General features: G+C 47.8%; 14 protein-coding genes and 1 pseudogene. 8 read left to right on the top strand and 7 right to left on the bottom strand.

Going from position 1 to position 14109, the window contains the following annotated elements; genetic code table 11:
• Positions 1-160 precede the first annotated feature (160 nt).
• Positions 161-886: a triose-phosphate isomerase gene (gene tpiA, locus QGP82_RS27140; protein ID WP_163665801.1), complete on the top strand. Its 726-nt coding sequence runs from the start codon at positions 161-163 to the stop codon at positions 884-886.
• 14 nt (positions 887-900) lie between these two features.
• Here tpiA and QGP82_RS27145 read toward each other — a convergent pair whose 3' ends face one another.
• The 4 genes from QGP82_RS27145 to QGP82_RS27160 all read right to left on the bottom strand — a co-directional run bounded on the left by QGP82_RS27145 (position 901) and on the right by QGP82_RS27160 (position 4910).
• The gene (locus QGP82_RS27145) at positions 901-2100 is read right to left on the bottom strand and encodes a sensor domain-containing diguanylate cyclase (protein ID WP_499061585.1); all 1200 of its coding nucleotides are present in this window, start codon (positions 2098-2100) and stop codon (positions 901-903) included.
• Between the two features lie 795 nt (positions 2101-2895).
• The gene (locus tag QGP82_RS27150; RefSeq protein WP_499061586.1) at positions 2896-3690 is read right to left on the bottom strand and encodes a tetratricopeptide repeat protein; all 795 of its coding nucleotides are present in this window, start codon (positions 3688-3690) and stop codon (positions 2896-2898) included.
• A 91-nt stretch (positions 3691-3781) separates the two neighbouring features.
• Positions 3782-4765: a tRNA lysidine(34) synthetase TilS gene (tilS, locus tag QGP82_RS27155; RefSeq protein ID WP_163701860.1), complete on the bottom strand. Its 984-nt coding sequence runs from the start codon at positions 4763-4765 to the stop codon at positions 3782-3784.
• Complete coding sequence (locus tag QGP82_RS27160; protein ID WP_163665815.1) at positions 4722-4910, bottom strand: hypothetical protein; 189 nt, start codon at positions 4908-4910, stop codon at positions 4722-4724. The genes tilS and QGP82_RS27160 overlap by 44 nt, the downstream gene beginning before the upstream one ends.
• Before the next feature lie 403 nt (positions 4911-5313).
• Here QGP82_RS27160 and minC point away from each other — a divergent pair, with 403 nt between their 5' ends.
• The 3 genes and pseudogenes from minC to minE all read left to right on the top strand — a co-directional run.
• Positions 5314-6405: a septum site-determining protein MinC gene (gene minC / locus QGP82_RS27165; RefSeq protein WP_348918023.1), complete on the top strand. Its 1092-nt coding sequence runs from the start codon at positions 5314-5316 to the stop codon at positions 6403-6405.
• A gap of 159 nt (positions 6406-6564) precedes the next feature.
• Complete coding sequence (gene minD, locus QGP82_RS27170) at positions 6565-7359, top strand: septum site-determining protein MinD (RefSeq protein WP_036018754.1); 795 nt, start codon at positions 6565-6567, stop codon at positions 7357-7359.
• 66 nt (positions 7360-7425) lie between these two features.
• Positions 7426-7698: pseudogene (gene minE, locus QGP82_RS27175) on the top strand (cell division topological specificity factor MinE); the annotation flags it as partial.
• Positions 7699-7811: 113 nt separating this feature from the next.
• Here minE and QGP82_RS27180 read toward each other — a convergent pair.
• The 3 genes from QGP82_RS27180 to QGP82_RS27190 form a co-directional block, all read right to left on the bottom strand.
• Positions 7812-8306: a TrmH family RNA methyltransferase gene (locus QGP82_RS27180; protein ID WP_499061587.1), complete on the bottom strand. Its 495-nt coding sequence runs from the start codon at positions 8304-8306 to the stop codon at positions 7812-7814.
• A gap of 51 nt (positions 8307-8357) precedes the next feature.
• Positions 8358-8963 carry a thylakoid membrane photosystem I accumulation factor gene (locus QGP82_RS27185; protein ID WP_163665821.1) on the bottom strand — a complete coding sequence of 202 codons (606 nt, stop codon included), beginning with the start codon at positions 8961-8963 and terminating at the stop codon, positions 8358-8360.
• Positions 8964-9048: 85 nt separating this feature from the next.
• Positions 9049-9660 (bottom strand): hypothetical protein, encoded by a 612-nt coding sequence (locus tag QGP82_RS27190; RefSeq protein WP_163665823.1) that lies wholly within the window; start codon positions 9658-9660, stop codon positions 9049-9051.
• A gap of 328 nt (positions 9661-9988) precedes the next feature.
• On the opposite strand from QGP82_RS27190, the gene ychF reads away from it, so the two are divergent.
• The 4 genes from ychF (at position 9989) to QGP82_RS27210 (ending at position 13974) form a co-directional block, all read left to right on the top strand.
• Positions 9989-11080, top strand: coding sequence for a redox-regulated ATPase YchF (gene ychF, locus QGP82_RS27195; protein WP_163701853.1), 1092 nt, complete (start codon positions 9989-9991; stop codon positions 11078-11080).
• A gap of 3 nt (positions 11081-11083) precedes the next feature.
• Positions 11084-11557, top strand: a complete 474-nt coding sequence (locus QGP82_RS27200) for a VOC family protein (RefSeq protein WP_163665827.1) — start codon at positions 11084-11086, stop codon at positions 11555-11557.
• A gap of 123 nt (positions 11558-11680) precedes the next feature.
• Positions 11681-12526, top strand: coding sequence for a GDSL-type esterase/lipase family protein (locus tag QGP82_RS27205; RefSeq protein ID WP_499061588.1), 846 nt, complete (start codon positions 11681-11683; stop codon positions 12524-12526).
• 191 nt (positions 12527-12717) lie between these two features.
• Positions 12718-13974: a 4-hydroxy-3-methylbut-2-enyl diphosphate reductase gene (locus tag QGP82_RS27210; protein ID WP_163701850.1), complete on the top strand. Its 1257-nt coding sequence runs from the start codon at positions 12718-12720 to the stop codon at positions 13972-13974.
• Positions 13975-14109: the final 135 nt, after the last annotated feature.

Raw genomic sequence — 14109 nt, forward strand, 5'->3', positions numbered from 1 at the left:
TAGTTGATGCACGTGAGGCCTGGCAAGCATCTGCCAGGCCTCATATGTTTTTATCGATGATGTCCCCTATCTTTTTTGCAATCTATTGACCTGATTTGCACTGGGTTCAGGTTTCTCGGTAGGATGCTGGATGCAATATTGAGAGCAAAATTAAACACCCGTGCGAAGAATTGTTATCGCTGGTAATTGGAAGATGCATAAAACCCAGGCAGATAGTCTGGCGTTTTTGAATGGTTTTTTGCCTCAGCTAGAGGCCACCCCTGAGGAGCGAGAAGTTATTCTATGTGCTCCTTTCACGGCCCTGACCACACTTTCGAAAACACTCCATGGTTCACGGGTGATGATAGGGGCTCAGAATATCCACTGGGAATCTTCTGGTGCCTATACCGGAGAAATTTCTGGGGAAATGCTGACGGAAATCGGTGTGCGCTATGTCGTTGTTGGTCATAGTGAGCGCCGTGAGTATTTTGGGGACACCGATGAAACGGTTAATTTACGGTTGAAAGCGGCTCAAGCTGCTGGACTTACCCCCATTCTCTGTGTTGGTGAAACCAAACAGCAACGCGACGCAGGTGACACAGAAACCCACGTGGTTAACCAAATCGAAAAGGGGTTGATGGGGGTTGATCAAAGCAAATTGATTATTGCCTATGAGCCAATTTGGGCCATTGGAACTGGAGATACCTGTGCCTCAGAGGAGGCTAACCGTGTGTGCTGGCTCATTCGCTCCCAACTGGCAAATAAAGACGTGCCCATCCAGTATGGTGGCTCGGTCAAACCAGGAAATGTGGATGAAATTATGGCCCAACCTGACATTGATGGTGCCTTAGTGGGTGGAGCAAGTCTAGACCCTCAGAATTTTGCACGCATTATCAATTATCAATAACGCACATACCGCAGCTATCTATCTGGTGAGCTTAAATCATGGGTAATGGGCTCTAATTTATTATTGCTGATAGGATAATCATCTTCATGCATGCAGTAATGGGCATGGACGTAGATGCGATCGCGACCCTGTTGCTTAGCATGATAGAGCGCTAAATCAGCAGCTTGGAGCAGGTCTTGGGACGCGAGGTGACGTCCAGGGATAACGGTGGCAATTCCCATAGTTAACGTCACGTCCTCAGCAATGCCAGACGTTGCGTGGGGAATCGCTGCTTTAGCAAGCAGACCCTTTATGGCAAGGGCAACGCTATGGCCACCACCCGTGTCAGTGTTGGGCAAAATCACGGCAAATTCTTCCCCCCCATAACGAGCCACCAAATCTGCAGGGCGACGGATACAACGAGTCAGAATATCACTAACTTTAGCTAAGCAAATATCTCCCGTCGGGTGGCCATAGTAATCGTTGTACCGCTTGAAATAGTCAATATCACACAAAATCAGGGTGAGCGGCTTTTGATCCCGTGCTAGCCGCTGCCATTCGGCATCAAAATAGCGATCAAATCGTCGCCGATTAGCCAGCCCTGTAAGGCTATCGGTTAATGCCAGGGATTGTAAATCTTGGTTTTCTCGCCTTAGCTGTTCGTACGAAAGGCTGTGATGCAGTGCGATCGCAATCTCATCCACTAGGACTTTTGCGTGTTCTAACTCATCCTTCGTCCAAATATTCGCCTGATCTTTGCGACCAATCGCAACTATGCCCCAAGGTTTATCCAGTGTTTGTGTCTGCCGCTTATGAGGCAAGTGTATTGGCCCTAATAGCCAAGACCCAGGGAATTGACTAAGCCACTGCTGATGTACTGGCAACTGGAGAACAGATTGGTCATTAACCATGATGGGAAACGGCTGCTCTAGCTTTGCAATCACACTCTCTAACCCGAGATAATCATTCAAAGCATTCGTTTGATGGGCATTACTCGTTGAACAGAGTGATGACTCTACAGACTGCCAACAGCCTGGAGCATTTTCAAGAAGAAATATGCTGTCTGCCTGAAAAAAGTCCATCAGCGACTGTACAACAGTTTTATAGATATCATTGATTGATAAAACTTGTCGGATCCGCCGAATGGTTTCCCGTAAGTCAATCTGTTGTTGTATCTGCCGTTGAAGCTGCTGAGCATGATCTACAGCATCTTCAGGATCAGAGAAGCAAGCCATCCTTGAGGAAGGTTCGAGGGATTGATGAAATTGCCCAATAGAGGCAGAAACTGTATGCCAAAATGAACACCATCCCGGCTCATCACACACTGAAGACTTCACAGGTAGCAGTGTCTGTAGCTGAGATGATTTTTTACTGAAAGACCTGTGGTACATAGGATGCCCAGGAATAAAGGAAGTGCAATCAGTGACAACACCCGTCAATGCTTACTAGGCTTAATGTGCCACTCGCTTTGGTGAGCACTTCATCCAGAAGACGTGCAATGTCGTCATTGGGTTAAAACACCAGGTAACATAGCCATCCAGCCCCCAAATGCATTTCTCAACCGCACATGCGTAGGTTTTTCGAGAACATGCAAAAGCGCATAGTCTACAGGCGTAGATACATCAGGATAATGATGAAATTGTCAAAATACAACACACAAACCAACTGCTAAAAGCTAGCTACAGAAGGAAATCGCCAGTTTTCGGACTGCTCTTTCTGACTCAACAGCTACCCTTGCTAGCTGCACTTTACAACACAACTCATCTATAAGTATCAAGCCCTATTCAAAGAACTTCTATCGTAGAAAGACTGAAATCAATCGTGATAGCCGCTACAGATTGCTAAACCTACACACTAAAAACCATTGATACAACAGACAAAAAAAGAAGTTAATTACAGTTATTAAGAATCGTAAATTTAGCCGGACACACTGCATCCAAAATATTTTTTGCCCGAATGTTGCTGCATGCCCATGCTTGGCAACGCAACCTGTTTCAAAAAAAGTGTCACACTCTAACGATTACAGATCGTTAGAGTTTTAAAAAATGGTCGAGACCAGCCACTAAGGAGGGGGGCCAACGTCGTACTTTTTTGACCCACTTTAAATCGGCATAGCGACGATCAAGGCCTCTTGCAGCGGCCCACTGACTCTCAGCTTCTCCCCAGTTCCCCGTTTCCCACAATGCAGCTGTCAAGGCAGCACGCACATCTGCATAGTTGGGATATTTACGCGCAAGGCTTTTGAGTACTTGCACTGACTTGGCCCGTTCACCTACTTCAAACAGTGCAATTCCGTAGTTGGCATACCCTAACGAAAAACTCGGTTGAATCGTAATCGACTTTTCGTAGTCTTTAAGCGCAGCTTTCCAATCCCCCTGAGCGCCTTTAGCATTACCACGATTGTTGTAAGCCGCTGGATCGTCAGGGGAGAGCTTGAGGAGCCGATTATAGTCATCAATGGCTGCTTGCCAATTCCCCACAGCTTCATAGGCCGCGCCTCGGTTGAGATACGGATCCGGTTGCAATGGGTCTAAGGCAATGGCCTGGTCGTAATCGTGAATTGCATCCTGAAGTTTGTTTTGACTGACTCGCACATTGCCACGGTTGCTCCACACAGCAGGTTCATCAGGTAATGCTTCAACCAGTTGCGTCCATACCACTTCCGCTAGGTCAAATTTACCTTGACGGGTCAAATCAAAAGCCTGATGGCGTAAACCATTAATATCAGCCTGGGAGCCCCCTACCGGCCCTGCCAACGCTGGTAATAACGATAGAGGAGTGAAGCTGAGACATAGCCCCAGGACAACTGCAATTAACCAACGCATAGTGTGCCAAGAAGTTTCTCTCTATAGCTTAGGTGGATTGCTCGACACTTGCTAGGTAGATCCAACCGTTCATGGGTACCCGGTGGTGGCACTATTGCAACGTGATCCAGTCGTGCTCAACCCGAGCAATTAACCCACCTGGAAACGGATCGGTCTGGGTGCGGTTAGGGGCATCGGCTAAGGCTACGAGTTTTTCAATATGGTCAAAGGTTGGCTGCTGAGGCAACACCCTTTGCAACAACCGACGAACGACTCGACGCTGTAGTGCTAAAGGGGCAGCTCGCAATAGTAATCGACGCATACGCCAGCCATTCTGGTCCATCCGATTAATCACCTCGCTGTAGAGTTGCTGAGATTGCGCTTCTAGATAAGTCACCTCAGCAGTAAAAATTTCGGCGGTTTGGGCCAGGGTGGTTTCGACATTGGGATTAAAGTGCGATCGCAAATAAGGCATCAGCTCTTGACGAATGCGATTGCGACGATAGTGCAGGTTCTCGTTAGAAGCATCTTGCCAGACAGGTAGCGCCAGTTCTCGACAGAACAGCCCCGTCTCTTGACGAGTCAGCTGTAGTAACGGTCGAGTTACATAAACATCCTGGTGGGTAATACTGAGAGGCCGCTGCCAGCTCAATGCCTGCACCCCATCAGCACCACTGCCCCGCAACAGGTTATAAAGCACAGTTTCAGCTCGATCAGTTGCCGTATGTCCTGTAACCACATGGCAATAGCTATGGGTGCTAGCCAACTCTGCAAATATGCCGTAGCGCCAACTGCGGGCAGCAGCTTCTGTTTTCGGTAGTTCTGGGGCTGTCGCCACAAAATAAGGGAGTTGCCACTGCCGAACAAGTTTTGCCACATGGGCAGCGTTATCAGCAGAGTCAGATCGCCAGCCATGATCACAGTGCACGACTGCCAGCTGCCAATTCCATTTTGGCTGTAGGTCTAACAATAGCTTCGCCAAACACAAAGAATCCTGCCCTCCAGACACTCCCATTAAAATGGCTGTGTCTTTAGGAAGCAGGGACGTTGTCTTAAGTAAAGTATGAATCTTGGCGTGAATGGCAGTCCAAGGCATGGCAGGTCAGCGGTGAATTGTAAATCACAAACAGCTCTATAGGGGCGGCCAAGACATTGGCACGAGAAGCAAGGTGACCAGGGGCAATCACTGCTAGCAACGCAACCGTAGCAGCCAGGGTCAAGGTAGAGCGGGGCTTAAACATATCTAAAAACCTCATTTTGATAAAAGCCGTGCCCACCGAAAAGCCACAGGATGTAACCGTCAGTTACAGAAACATTAGTAGTAAACCACCAATAATCTTGTCGTCACCCAAAAATTCAGACGACTTAAGATGTACTGAATAAACAACAAATATCTAGATATCCTAATTTTCCAAGAAGTAACGCCCTATATTTGCCCCATTCCAGGCAAGCTTCACTCTTAAATACACCTGAAAAGGAATAGATGAGAACGAATCAAACATAATATGTGTCGAGTTCAACCTTATGACCCATTCAATAGCAATGTGACAATCAATATCGAAAACCCTGAGGGCAATCCAAACATGCGCTGATTAGAAAGAGGTTTGGGCTCTATAGTGGTTTATGCTCTTCGGTGACCACTGAGTGGTCGATTTTTTATCTGTAGTTAAAGGCGTCCTAGAAGCACTCTTAGCCAACTCGAATATGGATAACGGCGCAGGCAAAAATATAACCAATCAAGAGGTTTTCGATAGTCCTCTCCAGCCAGACGAGCCTACTAATACTGATACATCTGAGCAGTCGAATATGTCTGAGCAGACATCGCAGCTAGACCCTGCAACGTCAGTCACGGCTGATCATGAGGCTGATCAAACTAGCCGCTCCGCGCTGTCTGCACGGTTAAAGAGAACGCAAAATGTAGAACTCTATGTATTTGAAGAGGAAAATAATGACGAGGGTGACGCCTTGGTCGACGTATCGTCTTTAGACCTAGAGGTAGACCAGTCAGAAAGCGTCTCTAAACAGCAGGTTACCTTTAAGAGCGAGCAAGGGCGACTACTACTGATGCTGTCTCCCGCAGCGGAGAAAAAGTTCACCCCGGTGGAGTGGGACGAGTTATGTCAACAGCTTTCTCGCCGTCTTAACTCTGAAAATCGTTTCTTTCAACCCAATACAACGGTGCATCTAATTGCCCGTGATCGACTGCTCGATAATCGTCAGCTGCAAGAACTTGATGAGCTATTGCAAACGGCTCAGCTAAGGATGAAGCGTATTTATACGCAGCGGCGACAGACGGCGGTTGCGGCGGCCACAGCAGGCTATTCCGTAGATCAGCAAACCTTAGAACATCTGACTGATTCCCGGGATCCAGGGAAAGCGCTGGAAACGCCTCTCTACATACAGTTGACCGTGCGCTCTGGAACTGAAATTCGACATCCAGGTTCCATTGTCGTTTTAGGTGATGTGAATCCGGGGGGATCCTTGATCGCCGCAGGCGATATTTTTGTTTGGGGTCGTCTGCGGGGTATAGCCCATGCCGGTTCAGATGGTAATTCAGATTGCCGAATTATGGCATTGCACATGCAACCAACACAGCTACGCATTGCCGATAAGGTGGCTCGGGCACCGGAAAAACCACCGGCCTTATATCAGCCAGAAGTTGCTTATATTAGCAATGAAGAAATTCGGATTGCGATCGCATCCGAATTTGCCCAGATTCACCTCAATGTCCCTTGAAAAGAGGGTTCCAGCACAGACTCAAGCACTTGCATAGGGCGATCCACAAAAATTCCCTGGAGAATTTCCCATAAAATTTGCCACAACGTGCGATTATTGCCCTACTTGAGCCCTACCCTTCGCGCACACCGTCCTCAATCGCCCATTTAATTCATGGCTATGAACCGCATTATTGTCATTACCTCCGGTAAGGGAGGCGTTGGGAAAACCACCTGCACGGCCAACCTGGGAATGGCCCTAGCCAAGTCAGGTAAACGCGTCGTAGTAATTGATGCTGACTTTGGGTTACGTAACCTAGATCTACTGCTGGGCCTAGAAAATCGCATCGTTTATACAGCCCTAGACGTACTGGCTGGTGAATGCCGCCTCGATCAGGCACTGGTCAAAGATAAACGTCAGCCGAATTTAGCCCTGCTACCTGCTGCTCAGAATCGCTCTAAGGAATCCATTACCCCAGAGCAGATGAAAAAACTGGTCAGAGCCCTGACCAAGGCCTACAACTTTGTATTAATCGATAGCCCCGCTGGAATTGAGATGGGTTTTCGCAATGCGATCGCAGCAGCCCGCGAAGCCATTATTGTCACCACGCCTGAAATCTCTGCCGTCCGTGATGCTGACCGGGTAATTGGTCTTTTAGAAGCCAATGACGTTAAGGCAATGCGACTGATTATCAATCGACTAAAGCCGTCCATGGTGGAAGCTGAGCAAATGATGTCGGTGAAGGATGTGCAAGATATTTTGGCAGTGCCACTGCTAGGGGTCATTCCCGATGATGAGCAGGTGGTAGTCTCAACTAATAATGGGGAACCCCTCATCCTAAGTAAGGATCTTTCTCAAGCAGGTACTGCTGTTTCCAACATTGCTCGTCGTCTACAAGGAGAAAAAGTCCCACTCATGGATCTGAGTGTGCCAAAGGATAGCTTTTTAAAAAAATTACGTCAGTTATTTAACTAGTTTTTTATTCAAACGGTTGATGGACAGCGACCGTTGATTTTGCCATCCGCCTCATCGGAAACGATCATGATTAGTGAATTCCTAGAAAGACTCTTTGGAACCCCTGAACCGGTTAGCCGTGACACGGCTAAACAGCGCCTTCGGCTTGTTTTGGCCCATGACAGATCTGACATCTCACCCCAAAACTTAGAAAAGCTGCGCAAAGAAATCTTAGAGGTCGTTTCGCGTTATGTAGAGATCGATTTTGATGGTCTGGAATTCTCTCTAGAGTCAGACCAGCGGGTAACGGCATTGATGGCCAATTTACCAATCCGACGCATACGGCCTAATCCACTAGAGCCCGATAGTCCGGTAGAGGCAACCAAGGAGCCTAATCTTGAACTCGAAGATACTGCCATTGATCTAGATCAGGTGGTTGAGGAGGCCTCAGAAACGGCTGACATTCCCTTGGATTAATTGGATGATCGCCATTGACGATTGTATTCGTAGATTGCGATCGCACCCGCCGTCTGTACATTTAATGATTCCACTCGTCCATATTGGGGGATGGTTAGAGTCACATCACACATAGCAGCAATATCAGCTGGAATACCCGTTAATTCACGGCCCAATATTAACAAGGTTTTTGCCGGAAACATGTAGTCTGTCAACGTTTGGACTGAACCGCCTACCGTCAGAGCAACACGGACATAGCCATTCTGCTGAGCTAACCATTGGTCCAGCTGTTCTGGTGGACAATACTCTAATGGTTGCCAACGCTGTGCAGATGCCGAAATTTTACGAAACTCCCAGGAAACATCAGGGGCAGGCAGAATCAGCCGGTTCACCCCTAACACTTCGCAGGTACGACATAAGGCAGCCTGATTCGTAGTGTTCTCGATCAGTGATGCACATACAACCAAGTCCAGAACTGATTTAGGTACATGCCCCCTATGCTTGTGGGTCATGGGCACTCTCCGCTAAACCCCATAGTTAGGGGCATAGTTAGGGACGAATGCCTAATCCCCTGGCACAAGCTCCACGTTTAATTCATTGACAACACGGCGGCGTAGCTCTTTAGATTCTTCACGAGGCATCAGATCAAACACCTCCCTAAAAACATCATCGACCTCTTCATAGGTAACGGCACCAGTCTGGTCAAAGCGCACTTTACCACTACCATCTAGCACCAGAGTTTGAGGAACTGAACCTTTGAAGTAATACCCTGACTCATTAGGCGAAAATGAATCTTTTAACGGCACAGCATCAGCCATCACAGGTACAAAATTAGCGACCCTGCCATAGGGAGCCTGTAGCTGTGAAATGACAAACGAATATTCTTTGCAGTCGCTGCTGTCATCGACATAGAAAAACAGCAGCGTTGGCTTTTCTTGCTTGAGGGACTGCGCCAAGTTGACACGGGGGGGCACAATGGCTCCATTTCCCGCATAGAGGGCAAAAATATTGCCGTCATATCTATCGTCAGTGAGGCTCGCCCAAGCGTGACCAGGATTGCACAAGGTGGGGATGAGGAAAGTTGCGATCGCAATACCAAACACCACCCAACGCTTTATTAAAGAATGATTGACAACTGCTCTCAACTGTCTAATCACAAAACTGCCCATAACATCCTGGTTTTAATGCCTACACTATTACCATTACGCCACAGAACGGACACTATCTCCCACAGCAGCTATAGGAAGAACACCACTAACTACCTCGAAAACTTTCAATTACAGTCAGCAATTCACCCTTGGCTTCAGAGTACGCTTGCGCAGTTGTCCAACCAACCACCTGAAAATAGCTGTTTTCCCCCTCAACTGTTGTGTGTAAGTACGTCACAGCTTGATTGTCCACATTCCCTTGGATTTCATACTGCACAGCATTAAGGCCATTCAGCGAGGTAACATTTGTCGCTTTATCAGGCTGTTTCTGGCTCAACCCTCTATCAAAAAAACTTAGATACTGGAGGGCATGATTACCCAAGGGAAACCCATCCAATTCAGACTTTTTAGGATCGGCCAAGACCATGACATACATCGTCCGATCTTCGTGGGCAACATATAAGTCAGCATCAGGGCGCAACGTCTGGACATCAACCCATCCCGCAGGAAGCGTTAGCTGCACATCACTCTCTTCGTTTTTCAATAGCGTCTGACCATTGGACAAGTTTTGCATCGAAATCGCATTGATGACATCTTTAGTGCGCTCACCCACGCGGTTACAGCTGGTGAGACCGAGCAATAAACATGTTGAAAGCACGAGTGCTGAAAATGATTTCACTCTACCCTGACGTCCCTGAAGATCAAATCTAAAAACCATTGATTTACACCAGTTTCGCAGCATTTTTGGCATTTTACAGCGTCCGTCCCATCATTAGAACAGAGGCTTATAACTATCTCCATGCTCACAACAGGAGAAACAAAATGAAGGCCAAGCATCAAGACACTTACTAGGAATATCTTGACTTAACGTGCTAGATACCCATTAGCCAAAGCATAGACCACATCTGGCTAAAATCTTGAGTTTCTAACACCAAAAACCACAGTGATTAACTCAGAGCACCCGTGAATTACAGTTTCCCAAACCCCAAGGTTATCGCTTTGACCTATGCTGGACTATGGAAATTTCTTCATAAAAATTAGAGACCATGCTTAGAGCTGGAATCGTCGGGCTCCCCAATGTAGGTAAATCAACCCTTTTCAACGCACTAGTTGAAAACGCAAAAGCCCAAGCAGCGAACTTCCCGTTCTGCACCATTGAACCCAATGTTGGCGTGGTGGCAGTGCCCGATGCTCGTTTAGCTGTCTTGACCGAAATTTCCAAATCAGAAAACACGATTCCAGCACGCATAGAATTTGTAGACATTGCTGGCCTTGTCAAAGGCGCAAGTAAAGGTGAAGGCCTCGGCAACCAGTTTTTGGCTAACATCCGTGAAGTAGACGCCATTGTCCATGTAGTGCGTTGTTTTGAAAATGACGACATTATTCACGTTGATGGCTCAATTGACCCGCTGCGCGATGCCGAAATTATTAACTTGGAACTGGCCCTGGCTGACCTAGAGCAAATTGAACGCCGCATGGAGCGCGTTCGTAAACAAGCACGGAGAGATCCAGAAGCCCAAGCGGAACTGGCTGTGCTTGAAAAAATTCAGCCTGTGCTAGCCGAAGGGAAATCAGCACGCCTTGTGGAGCTAGAAGACGACGAAGAACTACTCATTAAGTCCTTAGGTTTTTTAACCCGCAAACCCATTATCTATGGGGCGAACGTATCAGAAGATGAACTTGCCGAGGGCAATGACTGGGTTGAGCAAATTAAAACCCTGGCAGCAAAAGAAAATGCACAGGTAGTCACCATCTCCGCTCAAGTCGAAGCAGAGCTCCTAGAGCTGCCAGAAGATGAACGCATCGACTTTCTAGAAGCACTTGGAGTGGAAGAAGGGGGACTCAAATCCCTCATTCGAGCCACCTACGATTTGCTCGGGTTACGCACATATTTCACCACTGGCCCCCAAGAGTCCCGTGCTTGGACGATCAACGCAGGCATGTCTGCCCCTCAAGCAGCAGGTGTTATCCACAGCGATTTCGAACGGGGCTTTATTCGGGCTGAAACGATTGCTTACAAGGACCTGGTAGAACACGGCTCTATGAACGCTGCCAAAGAGAAAGGCCTATTGCGCAGTGAAGGTAAGGACTACGTGGTGCAAGAAGGGGATGTCATGCTCTTTAGATTTAATGTTTAGGCCATGGTGAATGCGGAGAAGACTGTGCCATCAAGATTGCATCTCAAGCGCCCATGCCTATTAGTGGCAGATTTGGAACAGTCCCTCAGACTATATCGTGACTGTTTGGGCTTCCAACTCGACTATGTAGGCAAGGCGGATGCTGATTCCTATCTATACTCAGCATTTCAGCTGCCAGCAACCGCACAGCTGCGGTTCGCAGCCCTGAGCACAGAGGAAGAGCCCCGCGCCTTGGCACTCACGGAGGTTAAAGGCAGCTGTTTGCCACCAGCTCCTGTGCCTCACCGTGGCGCTACCGTCATTCGCATTCCCTCCTTGGCTGCCGCCTTGCCCCAGATCCAGTCCTTGGGTTTAACACCCATTAAAGCGAGTTCCTTTAACACCCCTCCCGACCTCAAATTTACAGAACAGGCCGTTTGTGACTTTGATGGCCATTTACTAGTCCTTTACGAAGTGCAACGGATCTCTGAAACTTAGGTCTACTGCCCTGGCGACGATCCCACGAATTTATCAGAAAAAATCTATTCCCAAAGGCTGTCCATCCATGGCAGATCCGATTAGAATCTGTCCAACGCCTTATACGTTGGCTCGAATACTGTTGTGGCAAATCGGTTTCTGAAATCTCCGTTGACAATCCCTTATTGGGCCGCCCTCTCACTGATGATGAACGGGGTATTATTTATTGCGCTGCTAGTCATTTGGCAGGACAAATCTGGCGGCGGTGACCCAACAGTCCTGCCGCAGGCGAATGCCGCCTATGCCACTGATCCGACATCTGCCATTGAACCAGCAGCACTAGAGACTCAACCGAATCGACGGCGTCTGAGTTACCAACAGTGGGTCAGCCTGTTGGGGCAAGAAATTGAGACCATGGCTGATAAAAACCCAGATCACCTGACTATTTTGCTAGGTGACTCGCTGAGTTTGTGGTTTCCAGCAGAATTGTTGCCTGGGCGTCGGATATGGATGAATCAGGGGATTTCCGGCGAAAAAACCTACACCCTACTGTCACGTCTACACCTGCTTGATGTTGCCAATGTCGACACCATCTTTTTGATGATTGGTATTAATGATCTGATCTGGGGCCAAAGCGATCAAGATGTCCTGAACAACTATCGCGACATCATGGACTATCTGGCCACCAATCATCCTGATACCCAAGTGGTCGTTCAGTCCATATTGCCCCATGGCGCAGAAACCGCCACCTGGGAAAGCCGTCATCTGTTACTCGAACTACCCAACGAACGGATTCGAGCCATGAATCAGGCCTTAGAAAACATCGCAGATGATTACGATGCTTACTATCTGGAGCTGTATCCGATTTTCTCCAACGGCGAGGGCAAACTGAGACCTGATCTAACGACCGATGGCCTACACCTGAACCGAGAAGGGTATTTGGTGTGGCGTGCTGCGATCGCACTTTATAGTCAACTGGAATTGCCATAGGTGAGAAAGGGAATGGGCAAAGACCCCAGTTTGAGACCCCAACATAAACTTTGAAGGGTATTAAAAGCTTTGGCCACTCAAGCATTGAAATTTATCTCTACTCTCTAGTCCCCACTCCCTATTCTCTAGTCCCCACTCCCTATTCCCCTTTTCGGTAGACTAGGTACATTCGCTGCATCTTTGTAAAACCAATGGATACCAGAGCATTTCGCCGTAGTCTCAACAAATCCGATAACTACTACCGCAATCAAGGCTTTGGAGAAAAAGAGCAAATTGCGGTTCAAATGGATGACGAATACCAAAGCGACCTCATTCAAACTATCCGCAACCAGGGTTATACCTACACTCAAGGCGATGTAACGATTAAGCTTGCTAAAGATTTTGGTTTTTGCTGGGGCGTAGAACGCTCCATTGCCATGGCCTATGAAGCTCGCCAGCATTTTCCAAACCAGCGTATTTGGATTACTAACGAGATCATCCATAATCCCGGTGTCAATGAACGTCTCCAGGAAATGAACGTTCAGTTTATCCAGGTCATCGACGGCACAAAAGATTTTTCAGGCGTTGAGCAGGGTGATGTGGTAATTTTGCCCGCCTTTGGAGCCAGTGTTGACGAAATGAAGCTCCTCAACGAGCTTAACTGCACCATTGTCGATACCACTTGTCCCTGGGTATCTAAGGTCTGGACGTCCGTAGAGAAGCATAAAAAACAAGCATTTACCTCCATAATCCATGGCAAGTACCAGCATGAAGAGACCGTAGCCACCAAATCCTTCGCAAATACATACCTGGTGGTTCTCAACCTGGACGAAGCACAGTACGTTGCTAACTACATTCTTAACAGCGGCAATTCTCCAGAGGAAAGGCTGCGCAAACGCACCGAGTTTCTGGATAAATTTGCCAATGCCTATTCACAAGGTTTCGATCCTGACCAAGATTTAGGCGCTGTGGGCGTTGCCAATCAAACCACCATGCTCAAAGGAGAAACCGAACAAATTGGCAAACTGCTAGAACGCACCATGCTGAAAAAGTATGGCCCTCAAGCTATTAATGAGCATTTTTCCAGCTTTAACACCATCTGTGACGCCACTCAAGAACGGCAAGACGCCATGTTTGAGTTAGTCGATATGGACATGGATCTGATGGTGGTGATTGGTGGTTTCAATTCATCGAATACGACCCATCTACAAGAAATTGCCATTGAGCGTGACATTCCGTCGTATCACATCGATGGTCCCCAGCGCTTAGGGCCTGGCAACCAGATCGAGCATCAGCCACTCCATCAAACCCCAACCGTTTCTAAAGATTGGTTGCCCACTGGCAAAATTGTGATCGGCATTACCTCAGGTGCATCAACCCCTGATAAGTCAGTGGCACAGGTCATTCAACGCATATTTCAACTCAAAGCAGAGCAACCAGCTCCTGTCGTTGCACAACCATCCGTCTAAGGGATTAGCTGCGGTGAATAAGCTAACCCTTTGAGTAATAGGTTACCTATGAGTTCCAATCGTACTCCTGGTGCAAGCAACAGGGACACCGAAAGGGAGCAAATCAAAGCTAGGCGTTCTAAGTGGCGTCACACC

The sequence above is a fragment of the Leptothoe sp. LEGE 181152 genome, from assembly GCF_032906605.1.
Lineage (GTDB): Bacteria > Cyanobacteriota > Cyanobacteriia > Phormidesmidales > Phormidesmidaceae > Leptothoe > Leptothoe turfae.

Coding starts and splice junctions, on each gene's coding strand:
- minD (WP_036018754.1), top strand. CDS start 6,565: ATGAACCGCATTATTGTCATTACCTCCGGTAAGGGAGGCGTTGGGAAA.
- tilS (WP_163701860.1), bottom strand. CDS start 4,765: ATGCCTTGGACTGCCATTCACGCCAAGATTCATACTTTACTTAAGACA.
- QGP82_RS27180 (WP_499061587.1), bottom strand. CDS start 8,306: ATGACCCACAAGCATAGGGGGCATGTACCTAAATCAGTTCTGGACTTG.
- QGP82_RS27190 (WP_163665823.1), bottom strand. CDS start 9,660: ATGGTTTTTAGATTTGATCTTCAGGGACGTCAGGGTAGAGTGAAATCA.
- QGP82_RS27145 (WP_499061585.1), bottom strand. CDS start 2,100: ATGGCTTGCTTCTCTGATCCTGAAGATGCTGTAGATCATGCTCAGCAG.
- ychF (WP_163701853.1), top strand. CDS start 9,989: ATGCTTAGAGCTGGAATCGTCGGGCTCCCCAATGTAGGTAAATCAACC.
- QGP82_RS27210 (WP_163701850.1), top strand. CDS start 12,718: ATGGATACCAGAGCATTTCGCCGTAGTCTCAACAAATCCGATAACTAC.
- QGP82_RS27185 (WP_163665821.1), bottom strand. CDS start 8,963: ATGGGCAGTTTTGTGATTAGACAGTTGAGAGCAGTTGTCAATCATTCT.
- QGP82_RS27160 (WP_163665815.1), bottom strand. CDS start 4,910: ATGTTTAAGCCCCGCTCTACCTTGACCCTGGCTGCTACGGTTGCGTTG.
- QGP82_RS27150 (WP_499061586.1), bottom strand. CDS start 3,690: ATGCGTTGGTTAATTGCAGTTGTCCTGGGGCTATGTCTCAGCTTCACT.
- QGP82_RS27200 (WP_163665827.1), top strand. CDS start 11,084: ATGGTGAATGCGGAGAAGACTGTGCCATCAAGATTGCATCTCAAGCGC.